General features: G+C 39.1%; 17 protein-coding genes. 4 read left to right on the forward strand and 13 right to left on the reverse strand.

Going from position 1 to position 21,502, the window contains the following annotated elements; translation table 11 throughout:
* Positions 1-26: 26 nt before the first annotated feature.
* The 5 genes from addA to ACHUFV_RS15055 form a co-directional block, all read right to left on the reverse strand.
* Positions 27-3,806: a helicase-exonuclease AddAB subunit AddA gene (gene addA / locus ACHUFV_RS15035; protein ID WP_394235509.1), complete on the reverse strand. Its 3,780-nt coding sequence runs from the start codon at positions 3,804-3,806 to the stop codon at positions 27-29.
* On the reverse strand, positions 3,775-7,269 hold the full coding sequence (gene addB / locus ACHUFV_RS15040; RefSeq protein WP_394235510.1) for a helicase-exonuclease AddAB subunit AddB: 3,495 nt from the start codon (positions 7,267-7,269) through the stop codon (positions 3,775-3,777). Before addB ends, addA begins: the two co-directional genes overlap by 32 nt.
* A gap of 101 nt (positions 7,270-7,370) precedes the next feature.
* The gene (gene lepB, locus ACHUFV_RS15045; RefSeq protein ID WP_394235511.1) at positions 7,371-7,925 is read right to left on the reverse strand and encodes a signal peptidase I; all 555 of its coding nucleotides are present in this window, start codon (positions 7,923-7,925) and stop codon (positions 7,371-7,373) included.
* 221 nt (positions 7,926-8,146) lie between these two features.
* Positions 8,147-8,770 (reverse strand): TVP38/TMEM64 family protein, encoded by a 624-nt coding sequence (locus ACHUFV_RS15050; protein WP_394235513.1) that lies wholly within the window; start codon positions 8,768-8,770, stop codon positions 8,147-8,149.
* 188 nt (positions 8,771-8,958) lie between these two features.
* Positions 8,959-9,912 carry an LCP family protein gene (locus ACHUFV_RS15055; protein ID WP_394235515.1) on the reverse strand — a complete coding sequence of 318 codons (954 nt, stop codon included), beginning with the start codon at positions 9,910-9,912 and terminating at the stop codon, positions 8,959-8,961.
* 250 nt (positions 9,913-10,162) lie between these two features.
* Between ACHUFV_RS15055 and ACHUFV_RS15060 the strand changes: the two genes are divergently transcribed.
* Entirely contained in the window at positions 10,163-10,549 is a 387-nt protein-coding gene (locus tag ACHUFV_RS15060; protein WP_394235517.1) for a hypothetical protein, read from the forward strand.
* 66 nt (positions 10,550-10,615) lie between these two features.
* Here the strand turns inward: ACHUFV_RS15060 and ACHUFV_RS15065 are convergent, their stop codons facing one another.
* Positions 10,616-11,182 carry a competence protein ComK gene (locus ACHUFV_RS15065; RefSeq protein WP_394235519.1) on the reverse strand — a complete coding sequence of 189 codons (567 nt, stop codon included), beginning with the start codon at positions 11,180-11,182 and terminating at the stop codon, positions 10,616-10,618.
* 200 nt (positions 11,183-11,382) lie between these two features.
* Between ACHUFV_RS15065 and ACHUFV_RS15070 the strand changes: the two genes are divergently transcribed.
* On the forward strand, positions 11,383-11,619 hold the full coding sequence (locus ACHUFV_RS15070; protein ID WP_394235521.1) for an IDEAL domain-containing protein: 237 nt from the start codon (positions 11,383-11,385) through the stop codon (positions 11,617-11,619).
* A 147-nt stretch (positions 11,620-11,766) separates the two neighbouring features.
* On the opposite strand, the gene ACHUFV_RS15075 is transcribed toward ACHUFV_RS15070, so the two are convergent.
* The 6 genes from ACHUFV_RS15075 to ACHUFV_RS15100 form a co-directional block, all read right to left on the reverse strand.
* A complete protein-coding gene (locus tag ACHUFV_RS15075) occupies positions 11,767-13,056 on the reverse strand; it encodes a M48 family metallopeptidase (protein WP_394235523.1) in 1,290 nt (429 codons plus the stop codon).
* A 323-nt stretch (positions 13,057-13,379) separates the two neighbouring features.
* Positions 13,380-14,174 carry an ABC transporter ATP-binding protein gene (locus tag ACHUFV_RS15080; RefSeq protein WP_394235525.1) on the reverse strand — a complete coding sequence of 265 codons (795 nt, stop codon included), beginning with the start codon at positions 14,172-14,174 and terminating at the stop codon, positions 13,380-13,382.
* 19 nt (positions 14,175-14,193) lie between these two features.
* Positions 14,194-15,186: an ABC transporter permease gene (locus ACHUFV_RS15085; protein ID WP_394235527.1), complete on the reverse strand. Its 993-nt coding sequence runs from the start codon at positions 15,184-15,186 to the stop codon at positions 14,194-14,196.
* 128 nt (positions 15,187-15,314) lie between these two features.
* Complete coding sequence (locus tag ACHUFV_RS15090) at positions 15,315-16,316, reverse strand: ABC transporter substrate-binding protein (RefSeq protein WP_394235529.1); 1,002 nt, start codon at positions 16,314-16,316, stop codon at positions 15,315-15,317.
* A gap of 170 nt (positions 16,317-16,486) precedes the next feature.
* Positions 16,487-17,263 (reverse strand): enoyl-CoA hydratase-related protein, encoded by a 777-nt coding sequence (locus tag ACHUFV_RS15095; RefSeq protein ID WP_394235531.1) that lies wholly within the window; start codon positions 17,261-17,263, stop codon positions 16,487-16,489.
* Between the two features lie 144 nt (positions 17,264-17,407).
* The gene (locus ACHUFV_RS15100) at positions 17,408-18,397 is read right to left on the reverse strand and encodes a lipoate--protein ligase (protein ID WP_394235534.1); all 990 of its coding nucleotides are present in this window, start codon (positions 18,395-18,397) and stop codon (positions 17,408-17,410) included.
* 174 nt (positions 18,398-18,571) lie between these two features.
* Between ACHUFV_RS15100 and ACHUFV_RS15105 the strand changes: the two genes are divergently transcribed.
* Positions 18,572-19,669 carry a M24 family metallopeptidase gene (locus ACHUFV_RS15105; RefSeq protein WP_394235536.1) on the forward strand — a complete coding sequence of 366 codons (1,098 nt, stop codon included), beginning with the start codon at positions 18,572-18,574 and terminating at the stop codon, positions 19,667-19,669.
* A 74-nt stretch (positions 19,670-19,743) separates the two neighbouring features.
* Here ACHUFV_RS15105 and ald read toward each other — a convergent pair whose 3' ends face one another.
* Positions 19,744-20,865, reverse strand: a complete 1,122-nt coding sequence (gene ald, locus ACHUFV_RS15110; RefSeq protein WP_394235537.1) for an alanine dehydrogenase — start codon at positions 20,863-20,865, stop codon at positions 19,744-19,746.
* A 178-nt stretch (positions 20,866-21,043) separates the two neighbouring features.
* On the opposite strand from ald, the gene ACHUFV_RS15115 reads away from it, so the two are divergent.
* Positions 21,044-21,496 (forward strand): universal stress protein, encoded by a 453-nt coding sequence (locus tag ACHUFV_RS15115; protein WP_394235539.1) that lies wholly within the window; start codon positions 21,044-21,046, stop codon positions 21,494-21,496.
* The last annotated feature ends 6 nt before the right edge of the window (positions 21,497-21,502 follow it).

Here is a 21,502-nt window from a genome sequence, read left to right on the forward strand (position 1 = left end):
GCATTAAATCGCCCTGCCGGTTTTTTTTATCGTTCTAATTTTAAGATATGGGCTCCATCAAAGAAGAATAAATATCGTTCCTTAATCGGACGCTTATAAATTTGCTCCACGGCTTTTGTGTATAGATCCATTTGGACACGATATCGTTTTTCAAGAATAGGTCTTGCTTCTTCAAAACCGCCTTTATACCTTTCTGTTATACTATCTGTTTTATAATCCACCAGAACGAGTCCATCCTCATCCTCAAACAAACAGTCAATGATTCCTTGTACAAGCACTGGTTCGTCCTCTTCAGTCCAATCCTCATATGCTTCCACAGCCGGAAGAGACAAACTGAAGGGAACCTCGCGCTTGAGAGTTGGTGCAGTGGTCATGCGTTTTCCTAACGGAGACTCAAAAAACGAACAGATTAAATCAGGATCGATCACAGACTTTTGTTCTGCTGTTAAAAGTTCCTTTCTGACCATATCCTCGATAAGCTTTATAATCGTTTCCTGTTCAACAGGCTTGGTAAAATCAATATGCTGCATCACCATATGCATGGCCGTTCCGATTTCGGCCGGTGATAGTGCTTTTTCCTGCATAAAGCGAGGTCTGTTCATTAATGGCTTTTTAAATTTGCGTAATAGCTCTGTACCGCTTGACTCATCTGCTGAATCCTTCTGTCTTTTTATTTCTGAGACCGATTGCTTTGAACGATGGGATGACGCACTTCTATATGGATATTGCCATGATAGCCTTGCTTCAATCTCCTCTTTAAAAGGTGATTCCCTACTTATCACTTCGCCTTGCAAAATTTTCTCAAGCCAGATAGAATCATCAGCAGGTTCATCCTCATCTACTACTGCGGCTTCATCTGCATTGATAACAGCAATCCTCCAACAGGATGGGTGTTCAATCAGTTCCTCAGGGACCAGTCCAGATAGTTTGGCTCCTTCTTCCATCTGCAGCTGACAGTCACGATGTCTAATGAGTGAAGGACCGACCCAGTCAAGATAGCTGACTGCAGAAGCTCGCTCATAATCCTTTAACAGCCAATCAGGGTGTTCAAGTGACTGCTCCCATTTAGAAAGCTTCTTTTGCAAACTTTTCACTGACGAGATTAAAAATAGTCTTTCTTTCGCCCTAGTTAATGCCACATATAGAACACGCATTTCCTCCGCCAGCGTTTCCAGCTTTTTCTTACGTTTGAAGGCTAACTGCGGCAGTGATGGATAAGTAATCCGTTTATCTACATTTACATACCTGGAAGCAAAACCAAATTCTTTATCAAGTAAATAGGATTTTTTTAGATCCATCATGTTAAACTGCCTTCCTAGTCCGGCTACGAATACAACTGGGAACTCAAGACCCTTACTGCTGTGAATGGTCATGATACGCACAACATCCTCTTGTTCACCAAGGGCCCGTGCTGCACCAAGATCATCCCCCCGTTCCTGCATCCTTTCAATAAAACGTAGGAAACGGAATAAGCCTCTAAAGGAAGTGGCTTCATATTGACGGGCACGATCATACAATGCACGTAAATTTGCTTGTCTTTGTTTGCCGCCGGGCAGACCACCGGCAAAATCATAAAAATGTGTGTCACGGTACAGCTGCCAAATTAGTGAGGACAGAGAACCCTGGCGTGCCATTGACCTCCAGCCATCTAGCAGCAGGAGAAATGGTTTAACTTTGTCATAAAGCCTCTCATTATCACCGGTTTGTTTACTTCGGCAAAAGGAGGATAAAGCATCATAAAAGGTCCCATTTTTTTCATGAATGCGGATCTTGGCTAATTCCTCTTCATGAAGACCTACAATCGGTGATCGAAGGACCGCAGCTAACGGGATATCCTGATACGGGTTATCAATCACCTTTAGTAATGACATCATAATCGTAATTTCCGTTGCTTGAAAATAGCCTGTTGAAAGATTCGCATAGACAGGAATCCCCTGCTGTTTACATTCCTCCATAATCTGTGGGGCCCACGTCATTGAGCGGAGCAAAATCACGATATCCTTATACATGACATTTCGACTGCTATTTGTTTTCGGGTTAAAAACTGGGGTTTTTTCAGCAATCATCGTTTTTATTTTCTTTGCCATGACCCTCGCTTCAAGCTGTGATTGTGCCAGTTCTATCTCATCAAGCACCGCTTCATTCTCTTCACTACTGTCATCTTCAGAATCATTTCCCTCTTTTTCAAGGTCAATAAGCAGTAATTCAACTGGATATGAAACATCCTCAGGGTACGAAGCACCCTTTACAAGCTCAGCCGCTTTGTTATATTCGATTTCACCAACGTTAACACCCATTATTTGTTTAAATAAATAATTGGTTCCAGCCAATACTTCATGACGGCTCCGGAAATTCTTTGCCAAATCAATTTTTAATCCAGTGTCATTTCCATCATCAGTGAAACGATTATATTTGCCTAGAAAAAGATTTGGTTCTGCTAGTCGAAAACGGTAAATAGATTGTTTCACGTCGCCTACCATAAAGAGATTTCCTGTTTTCTCATTTTCCTCTGTGACAAGCTGGATAATGGATTCCTGTACTAGGTTCACATCCTGATACTCATCCACTAGTACTTCTTTAAAGTGGTCACGATAGTGGCTGGCTGCTTCAGAAGGAATTAAAATTCCTTCCTTTTTCGCTGCTGAATCAAGCAGTATATCAAGGCAGTAATGCTCTAAATCTGCAAAATCCACTAGCCCTTTCTCCCTCTTTACTGCACTGAAACGCTCAGAGAAGCCTTTTACTAGTCTTGTCAACGTTTCGATTATAGGCTTCATATCCTTCATATCCTGCAGGAAGCTTTCCGGTTTTCGCGAGAAAAACTCCTTCTGCAAATCTTGCAGCTTTTTCTTAGCAGCTTCGCGGAGTTTTTGCGCACGGTCAATCAGCTCTTTATTAAATTCATCTCCGCGGCAGACTTTCGCACGAGAGAAAGACCAGCTTTGCATTACCTGGTGTAGCATGCTCCAAGACTCCTGACAGGCAGTCAGCATCGTATCAACAATAGTCAAATCATCTAAAAAGTTCTCTGCTCTAGGCCCAGGTCCACCTGGCACCTTTGTTAATGCAAGCCCTTTTTCAAGCATGCCTTTAACCCCTTCAAGCTGCAGCTTTATATCAAACATACAGGATTCCATAAATGGCAGTTCATCTATTGATCCATCGGTATCAACCTCATACATTTGGACGATCTTGTGCAAATACTTGTCAGGATCAGGGTTTGCACGGGCAAAGTCATAGAGGTCCCGGATAATATCCATTAACGCTGTATCACTGCGATCATTTGTAAAGCTGTCGACAAGCCGGAAAAAATCTTCATTTTCCGCTTTGCCATATTCCTCTTCAAATAACTCATCGAGAACTTCATCACGTAATAACTGCCCTTCGGTTTCATCGGCAATCCTAAATCCTGGATCAACATCAATCATGTAGTAATATTTTCGAATGACCTCAAGACAAAAGGAATGAATGGTTGATATGGACGCCCGGTTTAACAAGCTTAACTGTTTTCGTAAATGATTGGATGCTGGATCCTCATTGATTGCTTTTTCTAATGCTTCACTAATCCGGTGACGCATTTCAGCTGCTGAAGCATTAGTAAACGTAACGACAAGAAGCTCATCAACGTTAATCGGCGCTTCTTTTGACAGTACTTTCTTGATCATCCTTTCAACTAATACAGCTGTTTTACCGGATCCGGCAGCAGCGGCAACCAAAATGTCCTGTCCACTCGCCATAATGGCCTTCCACTGGTCATCGGTCCATGTTGCACTTTCAGGCTTCGGTGGTATCTTGTCTATTCCCATTCTCTGCTACCTCCTTTCGCATTAGCTCAAGAGCCTCTTCTTTTGAACGAGGTACAAGCATGCGGTAGTGATTATCTTCCATCGATTCATCAAATTGACATACTGATTTATACGAGCAAAAAGTACATGGTGTTTTATCCTTCATTTTATATGGAGAGATATGAACATTCCCTTCCGTAATGCTATTGCCTGTTTTCACATACATATTACGGACATATTTGCGCATATCATCAAATTCTTGTCTGCTCGCAGTCTTTGAACGCTTCGCTAATGTGCCATCCTTTTTTATTTCAGCAGGGACAACATCGGATGAACCTGAATCAAGGCTTAAATCCATTAACCTGATCGCCCTTTCATCACCAAGTACGAGTCCGTTCATTTTAAACTTTTTAAAGATTTGTTCTTCAATATCTTCAAGCGTTAAAATTTGCTTAGCATTAATCATCGGATTATGAACATGAAAATAAAGAACCCCAGCGGGAACGGCCTCTGATCCAACTAAGGATTTTGAATGGCTCATAATAATATCTAGATAGGTCAGCATCTGAAGTGCCATACCGTAGTATACTTCTCCTAAATTTAACTCCTTTGAGCTTGATTTATAATCCAGGATCCGTAAATATACACCGTTTTCGTCCACTGCCTTATCAACACGGTCTATCCTGCCCACTAGCTGCATCTTTGTCCCGTTACGCAGTTCAAAGGAAAGCGGCGGAAGCTCACTTTTGGGACCAAAGCCAAGCTCTAAGCCGACAGGTGCAAAACCGCTCACCTTTGCATGTTCACTTAAAATTACCGAAGCTCTTGTAATGATTTGCTCAAGCTTCCTTTTGATATAGGCGTGACGGTTTGAGCTCAATAGAATTTCATTTTGGAGCCTTGGCGCCAACGCTTCCACCGCTGCTTTTGCTAATTTTTCCGATTGTTCCTTAGTTAAATCTGCCCACGTTAGATTATTTGTCATAACGGTTTCAGCAATATATTTTAAAGCTGAATGGAACAAATCGCCAATATCTGGTGCTTCCAGACGGAAAACCTGCCTGTCTCGTAGGCGCAAACCATGCTGTACAAAATGCGAAAATGGACAGCTTTGGAACAGCTCCATCCTGGATACACTTGCTTGAATCACATCTCCGTATAACTCCTCTGCAACCTGCTCGGAAAGCGGTTTGACAGGGTTTTTATAGTCTAAACTGGAAAGAACAAGGACGGCACTTTCTTTATCACGGCCTGTTACATACCAGTTATAAACATCCCACCAAAAATCAGCTAAAGGATAATTCCGTTTTTTAAGCTGAAGCTGTGCTGTCAAATAAGACAAGCTTCTATTCCTGTGTGAAATGTAATTAAGCTGTTCTTCATCAGCCAGTTCAGATGGATCTGCCATATAGAGTAGCTCTTTATGCTCTGGGAATAAATCCTGAATTCTTTTTATATAAAGAGATGGGATTAATGCTTTGCCTTCTTCATTTGCTAACGGATAACTAATAAACAAGCTTTCAGATGGAGTCACGAAAGCCTTATAGGCGAGAAACTCCTCATCTAATAATCTTGTCTTGCTTGAAGGAGCTATTTTCAACCCATTTGTAAGCAATTTCTCCCGATCTTCGTCAGCAAGTATTCCATCCTCGGTAAATTTCGCCGGCAGGACCCCTTCATTTAATCCAATAATAAAGGCTACCTTTACATCTGACAGTCGTGATTTTTCCAAATCTCCTGCCAGTACTTGATCGATTGCCGGCGGAACAAGAGAGAATCGCAATGCTTCAAGCCCTGCATCCAGGATTTTTGAAAAGGACTTTAGAGATAATTCTTCATCACCAAGTATCTCGACAAATTGATCCAGTATATCCATAATTGCATTCCAGGCCTGATCATGCTCGCGTGCCTTAACAAGGTTTCCTTTTTCTTCTTCAGCAAATTTCCAATTCTCCAATTTTGCGGGAATATCTAATTCTTCAAGGAATAAATAAAGAGCTTCTGCGAGATTCCTCCCTGTTTCCCCTCTTTTCAACCTTCGTGACAATCGTAAAACAGGTGCTGTGACCATAAGTCGAAGCTCGTTTAATTCCTGCTCCTTTCGCTTCTCCCTATCGGTTTGTGCAATATTTTCATACTCTAATCCCCGAATTCGACGATAAATCCAGCGCTCCCGCCTCGTCCATTTATCTCCTTTGATTCCGTATGCTAATACATAGTTTTCAAGGTTATCCATTTGCTCACGAAGCTTATTGCTGTTTTGTCCGTGTGGAAACAACAGTTCGGTTTTAATGGCACGAAAAACAGGTTCATAGCGCCAATTTCCATCAATAATCTCAAGAACCGACCGTATCAGCTCCACTAATGGATGATGCAGCATGGTCCTTTTCTGATCAATAAAATAAGGAATCTCATAATCACGGAAAATCGTTTCAATCATTTCATGGTAATCTTGTCCATTTCTCATGAAAAGAGCGATATCACGATAGCGGTAATTCTTTTCCGATATAAGGCGCTTAATATTTCGGGCTATCCCTTCAATCTCAGTTCGCCGATTAACCGCTTGAGCAATATGAATAGATGGCGAATGAGGATATGCGAAAGCAGGTCTAGAATCGAAATGGGTTTCAAGATGCTGCAAAGCTGCATCCTTCCATCTTTTCGGCTCATTTAACATGACTTCTTCAACAGATACTCCGTTTACAGAAGCAATCTCATATAATGTCCGGCAGTTCTCCCCTGAAAGACGGAACAAATGTAATTCATCTGGTGCCTGACTATGGAAAGAGCGATCGAGTGTTAACGTAATCGTGACTTGCTTACAATGCTTCATTAACTGCTCAATAATCATATATTCCTGCGGTGTAAAGCTATAAAAACCATCTATATAGATTTCGGCAGTCTTTAAATAGTCGGATTGACCGATCTTTTCAGACAGCAGCCGAAAATAATCTTCTGTATCAACGTATTTATTTGATAAGCCTGCCTCAAAGCCTTCATAAATAAGCTGCAGGTCATGGAGCTTATCCTTTAATGTATGCTCAGACTGCTGGCTCTTCTCTGCCAATTCCTCCGGCTGCACACAGTAACGCTTAAATTCTACAAGCATTTGCTCCATTTGACTGATAAAGCCTGTTTTATCAGCAGCACGTCCGAATAGATGCAGCTCTTCCTTTTTCTCTTCAATTATTTTTTGAATCAGCATATTAATGCCTGTAGTGCTTAAGTGATAGCGGCTGATGCCACCTGTCTCTTGAAGAATTCTCCATGCGAGACGCGTAAAAGAGAAAACCTGTGCACGTATCATTCCACCAAGCCCAGGTGTATTAATTAATTGGTATTCAGATAAAAAAGTCATTTGGTCCGGCACTAAATAAATAAGCGGATCCCCCTCAGGATCAGCTGCTAATTTCGCTCGTATTTCATCGAGACACGCTGTGGTTTTCCCACTGCCCGATCGACCAATTAGTAAACGTACTGACATCCTTTCTCACCCTCTCTAGGTACAGTCTATTAAATATCTTATCATATTAAGGCAATAAAAAAAGACTCGCTGTTTTATCACGAATCTTTTCCTATCAATAATTAAAATGAGACAGCTACCTCATCCATTGGCCAGTATCTAAGGTTTACCTTTCCTACAACTTGCTCAACGGAAACAAAACCAAATTCACGGCTGTCCCGGCTCCCAAGACGATTATCCCCTAACACAAATATCATATCCTTTGGGACGTTCTTTTGGCCCGTCAACTCAAAAAGAGAAAAATTACCGGTCAGTCTTCCGCCAAATGTTTGTTTACGATATTTTTCTAAATAGGGTTCTTCATATTTTTTTCCGTTAATGAATAGTTGATCATCACGATACTCTACTTCGTCACCAGGCAACCCAATTACTCGTTTTACATAATCCTCACTCTCATTCGCATGAAAAACAATTACATCAAACCTGTGCAACTCACCAAACTGATAACCGATCTTATTAACAACAAGCTTATTCCCATCCTGGAGTGTTGGCATCATTGATTCGCCTTCAACCACATAATTCGAGAAAAAGAACATTCGTATAAATGCAAAAATCACAATGCCAATCGCGAGTGCTTTAATCCATTCAATGCTTTCCTTTTTGATTTCCTCCCTCATATGACTGATTCCTCCACTATCAAATTCGCCCGCCGAATTTGCGCCCGGATTTTTATCGAGCTTGCTCGATAAATTTCCGTAAAAAATCGCAAGGCTCGCCGGAGGCTTAACTTTATTCAGCCAGGGTTTACCCCCTCTAAATTAGAATATTTTTTTCATTTACCCCCACTTTTAGAAGTGGGAGATTTTTGCTGAATAAAGTTAAAATACACTCGAGACGTTTATCCATTTTGTCTGCTATGCTCTTTATCCATACTCTTATTTATTTTTACTTCGATTATCTTCCCAACATACCAAAGAATAAAAATAACAAGGCCCACTATAGCAGTCCTAATTGGCTGTGTCATAAGCGATTTTATATCATGCCCAACGAAGCTTATGATAAAAATCATCACGAGTTTCCCAGACATAACCGCTAACATATACTGATATGTACTGATTTTGGAAAGCCCTGCAACAATATTAACAATCGCCGAAGGAGTAAATGGAAAACAAAGAAGGATGAATAACGGGCCAAATCCATGACGTTCTACCCACAGCATCAGCCTTTGAACCTGTGGATGACGTTTTAAAAACTGCAGGATTCTTTTTTGACCAAACTTTCTAACCAGTAAAAAGACAAGAAATGCACCTGTACAGGCTCCAACCCATGAAAATAAAAATCCAAACCATAGCCCGAATGCATTTGCATTGGCCATGACAAACAGAAATAACGGTAAGAAAGGCAAGAAGGCTTCAAGCATTGGAAGTAATATACCTGGCAGCGGACCAAATGATCGATATTCATGAATCAATGCCATAATATTTTCAAATGTAAACCATTCTTTTAATACATTAAAATCCATTAATAGTAACTCCCGGTTCAGAACAACACAGATTCTTCAATTTGATGTACCCACCTATTTTCTCGAATTTCATTTGTTCTCATAATAACAGATAATATTCTATGGGTTATATTACTAACTTAAAAACGAATGAAATAGCCCTTTATCTCATTTTACACCTGGTCTAAAAAAATGGAAAAGAATAACTCCTATTTTGCTAAAAAATCTCCGATTGCGTCTGCATTATCTTCAATGTCCAGCCGGAGCACTTCCCCTATCCCACTGATTCTTTCTGGATTAAAGGTTCCATCAACTGGAATCCGAAATGTATCAATATCACGATTATCCTTTGAGATATAATCTTTTCCTATAAATATAATATCTGAAGTATCCATATTTGTATTCACATAAGGTTTCATAACACCAACTAATTTTGGCAGCTTTGATAGGGTTTGGAAAGAAGCAAATTGGGAAGATACCTCTTTCAATGCCTTTTGCTGTCGTTTAACACGGTCGAAATCCCCCATCGCATCATGTCTAAACCGAACATATGAAAGGAGATGCGCCCCATCAAGACGCTGCAGACCTGGCTCTAATGGTACATCTACATAAGCTGACATGGCTTTTTCCACCTCGATTTCGACCCCCGTTGGAAAAGCTTCATCAATTAAGTGAATAAATCCATCAAAATCAACAATGGCATAATATTTTATATCAACATCAAAGTTCTCTTTTATGGTCTGTCTCAATAATTCCGGTCCTCCGAGGGCAAAGGCAGCATTAATTTTGTTTTTCCCATGGTTTGGAATATCTACATAGGTATCCCGCATAATGGAAATCAATTTATAGCTGTGCTTTTTCGGATGGTACTGTGCAATCATGATTGTATCTGAGCGGGCACTTTCTTCACCTCTTGAATCACTTCCTATCAAAAGAATGTTTGTACCGCCATATTGGTCCTTTACACCATTAAATTCGTATACTTCCTGATCAATCGTTGACTCTTCCCCCGCTTTGTTTATGCCTTGTTTATATTGAAAATAGGCAAATCCAAAGGTAACAGCCATTAGCAAAAATAAGACTAAAACAGTTGTTTTAAGCAATCTCTTTCTTTTTCGTTTCTTCTGAAGCTTCTTTTCATGCTGTTTTTTTTCATATCTCATATCCATTAACCCTTCCTAAAATGATAACAGTATATAACTGTAATCATCTTCCAGTTTATGCTTATATAAGTTAATAATCTACTATTTTCATTTTACATTAAAAATAACTTGGAGACCTATACATTACTAGATTTATTTCTTCTTTGCAGGTGCATTGCATTAGTGCAAAATAACTTGAAATAAGTAATCATTTCCTTTATGATTAAATAGGAACAAATGTTCCTATTTATTTAAAGGAGGTTTTGGGGCTATGACCAGAATCCCGGAGTACGACCGAAATATTATGGAGCAGGCAATTTATTTACCTATGGTACTAACCATTCTTAATCGCGACCTTGCAATAGTAAACACAAGTCCCTTTAAATTAAAACAGCCTTACACAGAGTTAATCGAAGAAACCATGAAGGTCATTCAATATGAATTGAAAGAAATTAAGCAATATATGCTACAACAAAAACTAAAAGTCATGCAGGTCAGCCACGATAATGCTTTTACTGGTTTTCTATTCATGTATCAAGGCTTTGAAGAACAGCATAATTATTTTAATCCCCGTATTCGAAACAAGGTTCAAGAAATGCTAAGCTTCTATCTATTTAAAAGATATATTTCTCCAAAAACAGAAAAAACAATCCAATAAAACAGCTAAAAATAGAAAAACAGAAGTATGTTATATATTTCACATACTTCTGTTTCATTCTACCTTTTACTCTTCTTTGTTTGATCTGTAATCAAGACTATTTTCAGATGCCCTGAATATATAGCGAGATCTGGAGATCGTGTTTCGATCATGGCCGCCATTTTTTTTCGTTTGCATCAGATTAGTACGTAATAAGGCCGTTCTCAGCATTTGATTTTCAAATGTATAGGATGAGACAGGGATTATGGCTGTTTTTTTATTTCTAAAATATACAAGTGTATTTATTGAATCAACTTTTTCATAATGTAGTACATGAGCGTGAGAAACCCAGGCACAGCGCTTACTTAAAGGAGAAGCTGTTGGAAAAAAGTACATCATATTTGTGGAATCAATTGTAACGGGGATTTTGTGTGTGAAGCCAATTAGTTGTCTACTTCCTTCTTTACGACCTTCATAGCTTGAACAAAATGAACGGCAGCCCTTCTTAATCAGGTCAAGCGGCTTTAATGGAGAAAATTGATCGTTTTCAAGATCATAAATCTGTGAATACAACTTACTTCCATACTCAATTGGAAGTATTGCAAGTGTTGAACGACTAATCTGATATTCCTCGGTGATAACGGTTTTTACCATGTCAAATCTCATCTCCTTTTATATCAAAGTCAATTACCATCATACCATTTATATTCCATTATTTACTATATAATCATTCTTTTTTCTTAATATATACATATTTGTCGATATGACTAAATATTTTCTAAAAATTTTCAAAATTCAGTTGATTAATGAAGCATTATTCCATATAATATAAAAAAGCACCCGAGGTGATTTTCATGAAAGATAATTCTTACACAGAATTGATGAAATCCAGTGCCATGAACAAAAAGAAACTAAAAGAAAACTACATGTTAGATCTGTACATTGAAATGTTCCTAACTGAAATCCTATTAAAAGCGGAGAAAGAAAGTTTATTGGCGCGAATTGACAAAGCAATTGATGAGCGAAACACAGAAAACTTTTATCAGCTTTCTGAGCAATTCAGAGATCTTAGCAAACGCTTTGGTACGTAGGATTATTTGGAGTCTTACTAAACGTTTTAACCCCTCCATAACTCTCCTATTGCCTGTCTAGTTAACAACTGAACCGTTCCCTTTTTCCAAAGAAAACATCCTCCCTTATCCTTATAGGAGGATGTTTTTCCTTTTCCAAGGACTTTATTAATTTCCTTCGATTTCTTTTGTCCCCCTCTGCTTATGCTCATACTCCTCTAGAGTAGAAATTCGCTCAAGCATTGTTGGGTGTCCATAGATAAAAAACTTCACCAAAAATGGTGGATTTACTTGGCTTAATCCAGCTCGAGATAATTCTTGAAAAGAAGTGATCCCAGCTTCCGTATCCTTCGTCATTTCAATCGCATATCGGTCCGCTCTTGTTTCCTGATACCTAGAGATCATGTTTGACAACGGACTTGAGATAAACAGCAGCATAGATATAATCAACAAGAAAAGAGGCAGGGATCGTAAATCAGAGACTGCCGATATTTTAAAAGCATTTCCATATCGGACTACTGTCCAGTTCATTAATTTATACGTCAAATACATCCCAGCTAATGAGAATACTAAACTTGTTGCTATGTTGACATAAATATGCTTCTCAACATAATGGGCCATTTCATGTGCCATAATAAATAGAATTTGCTCATTAGACAATTTATCCAACGTCGTATCCCACAGAACAATTCGTGCATTCGATCCAATCCCTGTAACATAAGCATTTAAAGCGTTCGTTTTCTCTGACATATTCACTTCAAATACATGATCCGCAGGGATATCTGCCTTTTTTGCCAATTCAAGAATCTCTGTCTCTAACTCCTTGTTTTTTAAGGGGTAAAAATCATTATATAAAGGGTCAATGACAACAGGCTGTAGAAATGTTAAAAACAAGGTAAAGGGAACTGAAAGCAGCCATCCATACAGCCACCAGCGTTTTGTACTTTTCTTCATAAGCCAGTATAGAACCATAACAAGGATAAAGGTAATTCCATAATTCAGCCAAAAGTCTATTAGCTCCTCTTTCATCCAAGACGCGAAGCTTTGCGTGGATATATGGTAACTTTTTGATAAATGATAGCTAATATAGCTCAATGGAAGCATAGCAACATATGAAAAGATTGAAAGCCAGAATAAATAAACAGCGGTTTGCAGCCATTTTCTTTTAGTTGTCACTTCGGACCAGTCTTTAAATGCTTTTGACAGGCCAAGCAATAAAATAAACAAATAAAAAAGCCATTCGAATGGTGTGGATAAAAAGTACAATAAATAGCGGATTCGTGAGTACTCTTCACTCAGGAAAAGTTCCCGTTCATTTAAAAACGTGGCTGGGTCCGCTTGAGAGCCTTGATATTCAAATGGCAAACTTGAGTCGGCAAAATAAAACAGATACCAATAAAAAAATAATCCAAAAAGGAAGTATGCTAAAACTCCATACAGACCAATCTTTCTTGCCATTTGCCTCCCCCCTCCTCGAAAAATATGTACAAACCCCTTATTATTAGTGTAGTTAAAATGAGATAATTTAGAACAAGTTTATGTGTTTATCAATTAAAAGTACTGTTACATTTAGTTGTTAATCTCCGTTCCAGGCACTTCGCGCACCTTAGGGCGACCGCAGGACATTGAATTACTTCCTCGAATCCGCCCACGCACGAGAAAATTCGATAGAATTTTCGAGGAGTCTTCGTGCCTTCCACTACAATCAACAAAGACCAAAAATCAACATTGTCCTTTAACAAAGCCAAATAAAAAGGAGGCTGACAGCTATGGTCAGTCTCCTAGATTAATACTGCTCTGTCACTATTCATTTTTTCACCGCGGATGCGCTGGAACTCTTCTAGTAGCTTCTCAACTGTTAATTGTTTTTTATCCGCTTCGTTTGCTTTAAAGATTACTTGACCTTTATCCATCATAATAAGCTTATTCCCTAAATCAAGAGCCTGCTGCATATTATGCGTGACCATGAGTGTCGTTAGCTTATTCTTTTGGACAATTTCCCTTGTAAGGTTAGTAATTAGCTCAGCACGTGAAGGGTCAAGTGCTGCAGTATGTTCATCAAGCAACAGTATTTTCGGGTCTGTAAAGGTAGCCATTAACAATGAAAGTGCCTGTCTTTCCCCCCCGGAAAGCAAACCAACCTTTGCCTCCAAACGATTTTCTAAGCCTAAATGAAGTGATTCCAGCTTCGTTTTAAAATAGTCCCGACGTTTTTTTGTCACGCCGATTCGAAGTCCGCGAGTCTTTATCCGCGAATAAGCGATGGCTAAGTTCTCCTCAATCGTCATCGTAGGAGCTGTCCCGGCCATTGGATCCTGGAAGACACGACCTACTAATCTTGCGCGGTTATGTTCTTGAACACTTGTCACATTTTTACCATCGATATAAACAGTTCCGAGGTCCGTGATCATCTTTCCGGAAATAATATTCATTAATGTGGATTTACCCGCTCCATTACTTCCAATAACAGTTACAAAATCCCCTGGATTTAACTGGAGTGTTAACTCATGTAGAGCAATTTTCTCATCAGGTGTTCCTTCATTAAAGACTTTAAAAATTTGGTTTAAGTGCAGCAAGCGATCCACCTCCATTCTGTCATGCTTTAATAGCTTGCTCTTTATCTAACGACTGTGTCATTCGCTTCTTTTTCCGCTGTTTTTCTTTTCTACTGCTATTAATTTTCGGTAGTATTAAGGCAAAAATAACAATAATGGCAGTGATTAATTTCATATCTCCTGTTTCTAAAAAATCAACTCGAAGTGCCATTGTCACAATCAATCTGTATAAAATGGATCCTCCGATAACAGCAAGCGTTGCCCTGACAATTTTCTTTGCTCCAAAGACTGCTTCACCGATAATAACAGATGCAAGGCCAATCACAATCATACCAATACCCATACCGACATCACTAAAACCACTGTATTGTGCTACTAATGCACCTGAAAAGGCAACAACGGCATTGGAAAGACCAAGTCCCACTATTTTCAGCATGTCTGTATCTGCGGAAAAGCTTCGAATCATCGTTTCATTATCGCCAGTTGCCCGGATCGCCAAGCCAATATCTGTCTTAAGAAAGAAATCCAAACCTTTTTTCACAATATACGCTAATAAAAGCATGACAACGAGTATTCCCCATGTCTTTGGCACTGAATCGCCCATTCCAAGCATTTGCATTAGGCCATTAATGGCATCATCAATTTTCAAGCTCTGCCAAAAATTTGTCAGCTTTGTAAAGATGGTTTCCTCCTGCAGGAGCGGAACATTCGATTTCCCCATGATACGTAAATTAATAGAATAAAGTGCAATCATCATTAGAATTCCTGATAATAAGGGGTTAATTTTCCCTTTTGTATGAAGTAGTCCTGTCACACAGCCTGCAATAAAACCAGCGAGTATAGCGGCAATTGTAGCCAAAAACGGGTTCATACCGCCTACTATTAATACCGCCGCAATAGATGCTCCAGTAACAAATGACCCATCAACGGTCATATCAGGGAAATCTAATATTCTAAAAGATAAGTAGACTCCTAGAGCCATTAGTGCATAAATGGCACCTGCCTCAAAGGAGCCAAAAATGGCATTAAACATTATATTTCTCCTTTCTGCAAATCTCAGACACTGTAGCAAGCTTCATTTCAGAAAACGAAAAACCTGTAGCAGGACCTGCCTTCTAATGAACAAAAGGAGGGGCCCCAAGTAGAACCCCTCTTATACAATTACTCAATAAATTCAGCTTGATCGTTCCATTCTTCTTTAAGCTCGATATTCATCTTTTCTGCAGCCTTCTTATTGATTACTAGCTTTAAATTTTGTGGGTATTGAACAGGTAACTCAGATGGTTTCTTTTCTCCCCTAAGAATTTGCGCTGCCAGTAAGCCTGCTTCATAGCCGATATCTTCATAATCAAAGCCGTATGCTGCAAAGCCGCCGCGTTCAACTGAATCAAGCTCACCTACAAATAGTGGCAATTTATTGTCCTGTGCAACCTGGATAACCGATTCAAGTGCAGAAACAACTGTATTATCTGTAATAATGTAAATAATATCTGCTTTTCCAATCAGGGATTCAGCCGCCTGTTTTACTTCAGCAGATGTAGAAACAGTTGCTGTCTCAAGCTCCTTTAAGCCTAATTCTTTGATTGACTTTTTAATCGTATCTACCTGTGCTACAGAGTTTTGTTCACCTGCATTGTAAACCGTTCCGATTGTTTTATCAGGAAAGTTTTCGCTGATAAACTTCACCGTATTAGGTATTGCCTCTGGGTGGTTATCAATTGTTCCCGTTACATTCCCGCCTGGCTCTTCCATTGATTTAACAAGCTGTGCGCCAACTGCATCCGTTACAGAGGTAAACACAATAGGAATATCCTTTGTTGCATTTAATGCTGCTTGAGCGCTAGGTGTTGCATTCGCAAAGATTAGATCAACGTTGTCTCCCGCAAGGTTGTTCGCGATATTCTGGACGTTACTTTGATCTGCGTTCGCATTTTGCTCATCATATTCAACCTTTAAGCCTTCTTCCTTCAACGCTTTTTTAAATCCCTCAGTTGCAGCATCCAATGATGGATGTGTTACATACTGCGTAATGCCGACTTTAAATGTGTCTTTACTTTCGCTTGCTTCTTTTCCACCGGAACTCTCACTATTGCCGCAGCCGCTTAACATTAAAGCGCCCATTAATCCAAGTGCAGCAAAGCTCATTGACATTTTCTTCTTCATTTTTATCCCCCTTAAGATAATAACTTTATTACTACAACGCTTTTATACTTTTATACTTTTACGCTTTTGTGTAGTAAATTATAATATTAAAATAACATTATTTCAATCTATTTGTATGTTTTTTTGAAAAATAAAATGGATTCTGTAAATTGTGTATAAATTGTCACAGACTATTTCCCTTTAAAATTTGGTTTCCTTTTTTCTGCAAAAGCCGAAAGTGCTTCAACTCGGTCCTCTGTTGGTATCAACAGCTCATATGCCTTTTGCTCAATTTTAAGTCCTGTTTGCAAATCTGTGTTCATTCCTTGTTTAATAGCAAACTTCGCTTGTTTGAGAGCAATGGGGCCATTACTTAGCATCCGTTGAGCTAGTTTCATGCTTGTCTCTACTAAATCGTCCTGCTTAGAAACGTTATTCACCAGACCAATCAAGAGAGCTTCTTCTGCTGTTACTCTCTTTGCGGTTAATATGAGCTCCAGGGCCTTCGCTTCACCAATCAGCCTTGGAAGGCGCTGTGTACCTCCTGCACCCGGTATGATGGCTAGGCTTGTCTCTGTTAACCCCATGATTGATCCTGCCCGTGCAATCCGAAAATCGCATGCTAATGCGAGCTCCATCCCCCCGCCAAAGGCAAAACCATTTATGGCTGCGATTGTCGGCTGAGGCAGAGTGTCAATCGCGTTGAATACCTCGCCAATTTTATAGACATTTCTTCTCACTTCTTCTTCCGTTAATGACTTTCTCTCCTTTAAATCAGCACCAACACTAAAGGCTTTTTCACCTGACCCTGTAATGATCACAACCCGAATATCGGAGTATGTTCTGATTTTTTCAACCTGCTCGTGCAATTCACTTAAGAGGGCATAATCAAACGCATTCATGACCTCTGGCCGATTTAACGTCAAAACTGCAATATATCCCTTTTGATCAAAGGTCACATTCCCCACCACTAAACCCCCTTTTTGTAAATTCAAAACTTTATATTTATATATTACACGCAAATCCGATATATTGCATTATTCTTTCTATTCAAAAAGTAAGAAAAAAGAAGCAGACCCTTTTACCTGCTTCTTACCATCTGATAAATGAAGTCAATATAGTAATTGTAAAAAGTCATCCTTCGTGATATTGCCAAAATAATGTTTAATGTCGATTTCCTCTATGGCCTTTTCCAACGCTGCCCTTTCATATTTAACATCCTTTAAAAGGACTTCAATATCCTGTACATCTCCTACACCAAAGAAGTCACCGTAAATCTTACAATTTTCAATAACACCTTTATTAACGTCAAGTCTCACATCGATACCGCCGACAGGAAATCGGTGTGAATGCTGGAGATTAAATTTAGGAGATTTCCCATAATTCCACTCCCATGTTTGATAACGCTCTTTTGATAGCTGATGAATCTTTTCCCAGTCCTCTTCTGTCAAAACATACTCAGGAATCTCAGCCTCACCATCAAAGATATTCGATAACAATAATTGGCGAAATTCCTCCATCGTTATTTTTTCTGATAAAAACTCAGAAATATTGGCAACACGGCTGCGAATCGACTTAATACCCTTTGATTCAATTTTATCCTTCTTCACCTTCAACGCAGATACCACATGATCAATTTCAGAATCTAGCATTAACGTACCATGACTAAACATTCGCCCTCTAGTTGAAAATTGGGCATTACCGGAAATTTTACGTCCATCTACAACTAAGTCATTCCGCCCGCTTAGTTCAGCATTTACACCAATTTTTTTCAATGCATTTACAACAGGCTCGGTAAACTTCCTGAAGTTATGAAAGCTTTCACCGTCATCCTTCGTAATAAAGCTGAAATTCAAATTGCCTAAATCATGATAAACAGCACCACCGCCAGACAGTCTTCGCACAACAGTGATTCCATTTTTCTCAACGTAGTCAGTATTTATCTCTTCGATTGTATTTTGATTTTTCCCGATAATAATAGACGGTTTATTTATGTAAAATAGAAGATAGGTTTCATTTATATCAAGATTTTTTAAAGCATACTCCTCAATCGCGAGGTTAATTCTTGGGTCCGTAATCCCTTTATTATCTATGAATAACATTTTTCTGACACTCCTTTAATAAAATAGACAAATCCATTTCACTTTTCATCCCTTTTCTTGTCGAACAGAAAGGGATACAATAATAATCGTAACATAAGTAATTTAATAGTAAAAATTCAAGTTTATTCAGAATTTGAACAGAAAGTACATAGTAATTTGAATGGAGGCATCCTTATGAATCAAAGATTAACAAACATGTCTGAATGGATGTATCAGAATCAAGTTGACATTTCAATTATTACTTCAACGGAAAATGTCTTTTATTTAAGTGGCTTCTATAGTGATCCACACGAAAGATTACTTGCATTAGCCGTATTTCAGCAGGAAGAGCCGATCTTAATCTGTCCGGCCATGGAAAAGGAAGATGCGAAGGCTTCAGGCTGGTCCTATGAGATTATTGGTTATAGCGACGTCGAAAATCCTTGGGAAATGGTGCGGAAAGCAATTGATAAGCGCGTAAATAACGTTTCGAAGCTCGCTGTTGAAAAGGAACATATGAACGTAGAGCGTTATGAGGCACTCTCTGAATTATTCCCAAAAGCAGCCTTTATTTCAGCTGAAGAAAACCTTCGCAAGCTTCGCATGATCAAAGACGAGAAAGAAATTTCAAAAATCCGTGAGGCCTGTGCATTGGCAGACTACGCTGTTGAAGTGGGCTGTTCAGAAATTAAAGAGGGTAAAACTGAATTAGAGATATTAGCCGTTATTGAATATGAATTAAAGAAAAAAGGGATTACCAAGATGTCATTTGACACAATGGTGCTGACAGGAGCAAACGGAGCCTCTCCTCATGGCACTCCGGGATTAACGAAAGTGAAAAAAGGAGATTTTGTTCTGTTTGATTTAGGAGTCGTTGTCGATGGCTATTGCTCTGATATTACAAGAACTGTTGCTTATGGCGAGATCAACGAGAAACAAAAAGAGATTTATGATACGGTTTTAAAGGCCCAGCTTGCAGCAATTGATGCAAGTAAGCCAGGAGCATCATGTTCAGAAGTAGATCTTACAGCAAGAAATATTATTCGTGAGGCCGGATATGGTGAATACTTCCCACATCGACTTGGGCATGGATTAGGAATTGGTGTACATGAATATCCTTCATTAACTGAAACAAATCCTTTAATGCTGGAAAGTGGAATGGTCTATACCATTGAACCTGGAATTTATGTACCAAATACAGCAGGTGTCCGCATAGAAGATGATGTGTTTGTCACGGCAAACGGAGTAGAGATATTAACACAATTCCCAAAAGAACTGCAAATCATTAAATAAAACGGTGTCAGGCACCACAAAAAGACAAATGTGACACATTTGTCTTTTTGTGGTGCCTGACACCCTATTTTCATTTACATGGTACTAAGCACTGCTTTTACATCATGATAATCTAGCTTTAAGCTTTTTGCTACTTCTTGATAGGTAACTACTCCATTCAATGTATTGATTCCTTTTAATAATGCTTCATTATCAAGACATGCTAGTTTATAGCCCTTGTTAGCAATTTGAATGGCATAAGGTACCGTTACATTGGTTAGTGCAATGGTTGAAGTCCTTGGAACTGCTCCCGGCATATTTGCCACTGCATAATGCACTACACCGTGCTTACTATAGGTTGGATTGTCATGTGTTGTTATACGATCTGTTGTTTCAAAAATACCACCTTGATCGATTGCGATATCAACAACAACAGACCCTGGACTCATAGATTGGATCATTTCCTCCGAGACTAGAATAGGTGCTTTTGCCCCTGGAATTAGAACAGCTCCGATTACGAGATCAGATTCCCTTACCGCTTCTGCTATATTAAATGGATTGGACATAAGAGTAGAAAGCTCAGATCCAAAGATATCATCAAGCTGTCGCAAACGGTCCGGATTCACATCAATAATGGTCACCTTCGCTCCTAGACCAATAGCTATTTTAGCTGCATTGGTGCCCGCTACACCGCCACCGATTACAGTCACCTTGCCTCGTTTAACACCAGGCACACCGGATAGTAATATTCCTTTTCCACCGTTAACCTTCTCCAGGAATTGAGCACCTACCTGAGCAGCCATTCTGCCGGCCACCTCACTCATTGGTGTTAACAGTGGGAGACTCCTATTAGGCAGCTGAACGGTTTCATAAGCAATCCCAACAACCTTTTTTTCCATTAGTGCTCTCGTAAGCTCTGGTTCAGGGGCAAGATGTAAATATGTAAATAGAATTAACCCTTCTCTAAAATAGCCATATTCGCTGGTTAGTGGCTCCTTTACCTTCATCACCATGTCCATTGACCAAGCCTCTTCAGCAGTTGAAACGATAGTGGCACCTGCATCTATATATTCTTCATCACTGAATGCTGATCCCAGTCCTGCACCTTCTTCAATATAAACCTGATGTCCCTCTTGGATAAGATTCACGACTCCTCCAGGTGTCATTGCAACACGGTTTTCATTGTTTTTAATTTCCTTTGGTATGCCGATACGCATATTGCTCAAACCTCCAATCTCACTCTATTTCAAACCTATTTAATAATATCTATTATTTATTCCATTATTTTACTCTATCCATTTTTATTCGATTGTATTTATTCATAAATTTTTCTAAATTTTTTTACAAATATACATACCAAATAATGTATAATAAAAGTATAAGGAGGGATTAATCATGACACTAACGTATAAAAAAATCCTTGTTGCAGTAGATGGATCAAAGGAAGCTGAATGGGCATTTAAAAAGGCTGTTGCCGTGGCAAAAAGAAATGATTCAAAAATTATCATTGCCCACATCATTGATACACGAACATTTGCCACAGTTGAAGCATATGATCGTACAATTGCAGAAAGAGCAGAATTATTTGCAAAGGAACTAATGGAAAACTATAAGAAGGATGCCCTTCAAGCGGGTGTAAAAGACGTAGAATATGTAATCGATTACGGCTCTCCTAAAGTAAAAATCCCTAAAGATATTGCGAAAAAACATGAAATTGATTTAATTATGTGTGGTGCTACCGGCTTAAATGCTGTAGAACGTTTCTTAATTGGCAGCGTTTCCGAGCACATTACACGCCACGCCCGCTGTGACGTACTGGTTGTGCGCAGCGATACCGGCGAAGTATAAATACAA

Origin of the sequence: Niallia oryzisoli (assembly GCF_043641075.1) — a bacterium.
Taxonomy (GTDB): Bacteria; Bacillota; Bacilli; order Bacillales; family Cytobacillaceae; genus Bacillus_BD; species Bacillus_BD oryzisoli_A.

Coding starts and splice junctions, on each gene's coding strand:
- addA (WP_394235509.1), bottom strand. CDS start 3,806: ATGGGAATAGACAAGATACCACCGAAGCCTGAAAGTGCAACATGGACC.
- addB (WP_394235510.1), bottom strand. CDS start 7,269: ATGTCAGTACGTTTACTAATTGGTCGATCGGGCAGTGGGAAAACCACA.
- lepB (WP_394235511.1), bottom strand. CDS start 7,925: ATGAGGGAGGAAATCAAAAAGGAAAGCATTGAATGGATTAAAGCACTC.
- ACHUFV_RS15050 (WP_394235513.1), bottom strand. CDS start 8,770: ATGGATTTTAATGTATTAAAAGAATGGTTTACATTTGAAAATATTATG.
- ACHUFV_RS15055 (WP_394235515.1), bottom strand. CDS start 9,912: ATGAGATATGAAAAAAAACAGCATGAAAAGAAGCTTCAGAAGAAACGA.
- ACHUFV_RS15060 (WP_394235517.1), top strand. CDS start 10,163: ATGACCAGAATCCCGGAGTACGACCGAAATATTATGGAGCAGGCAATT.
- ACHUFV_RS15065 (WP_394235519.1), bottom strand. CDS start 11,182: ATGGTAAAAACCGTTATCACCGAGGAATATCAGATTAGTCGTTCAACA.
- ACHUFV_RS15070 (WP_394235521.1), top strand. CDS start 11,383: ATGAAAGATAATTCTTACACAGAATTGATGAAATCCAGTGCCATGAAC.
- ACHUFV_RS15075 (WP_394235523.1), bottom strand. CDS start 13,056: ATGGCAAGAAAGATTGGTCTGTATGGAGTTTTAGCATACTTCCTTTTT.
- ACHUFV_RS15085 (WP_394235527.1), bottom strand. CDS start 15,186: ATGTTTAATGCCATTTTTGGCTCCTTTGAGGCAGGTGCCATTTATGCA.
- ACHUFV_RS15090 (WP_394235529.1), bottom strand. CDS start 16,316: ATGAAGAAGAAAATGTCAATGAGCTTTGCTGCACTTGGATTAATGGGC.
- ACHUFV_RS15100 (WP_394235534.1), bottom strand. CDS start 18,397: ATGTTATTCATAGATAATAAAGGGATTACGGACCCAAGAATTAACCTC.
- ACHUFV_RS15105 (WP_394235536.1), top strand. CDS start 18,572: ATGAATCAAAGATTAACAAACATGTCTGAATGGATGTATCAGAATCAA.
- ald (WP_394235537.1), bottom strand. CDS start 20,865: ATGCGTATCGGCATACCAAAGGAAATTAAAAACAATGAAAACCGTGTT.
- ACHUFV_RS15115 (WP_394235539.1), top strand. CDS start 21,044: ATGACACTAACGTATAAAAAAATCCTTGTTGCAGTAGATGGATCAAAG.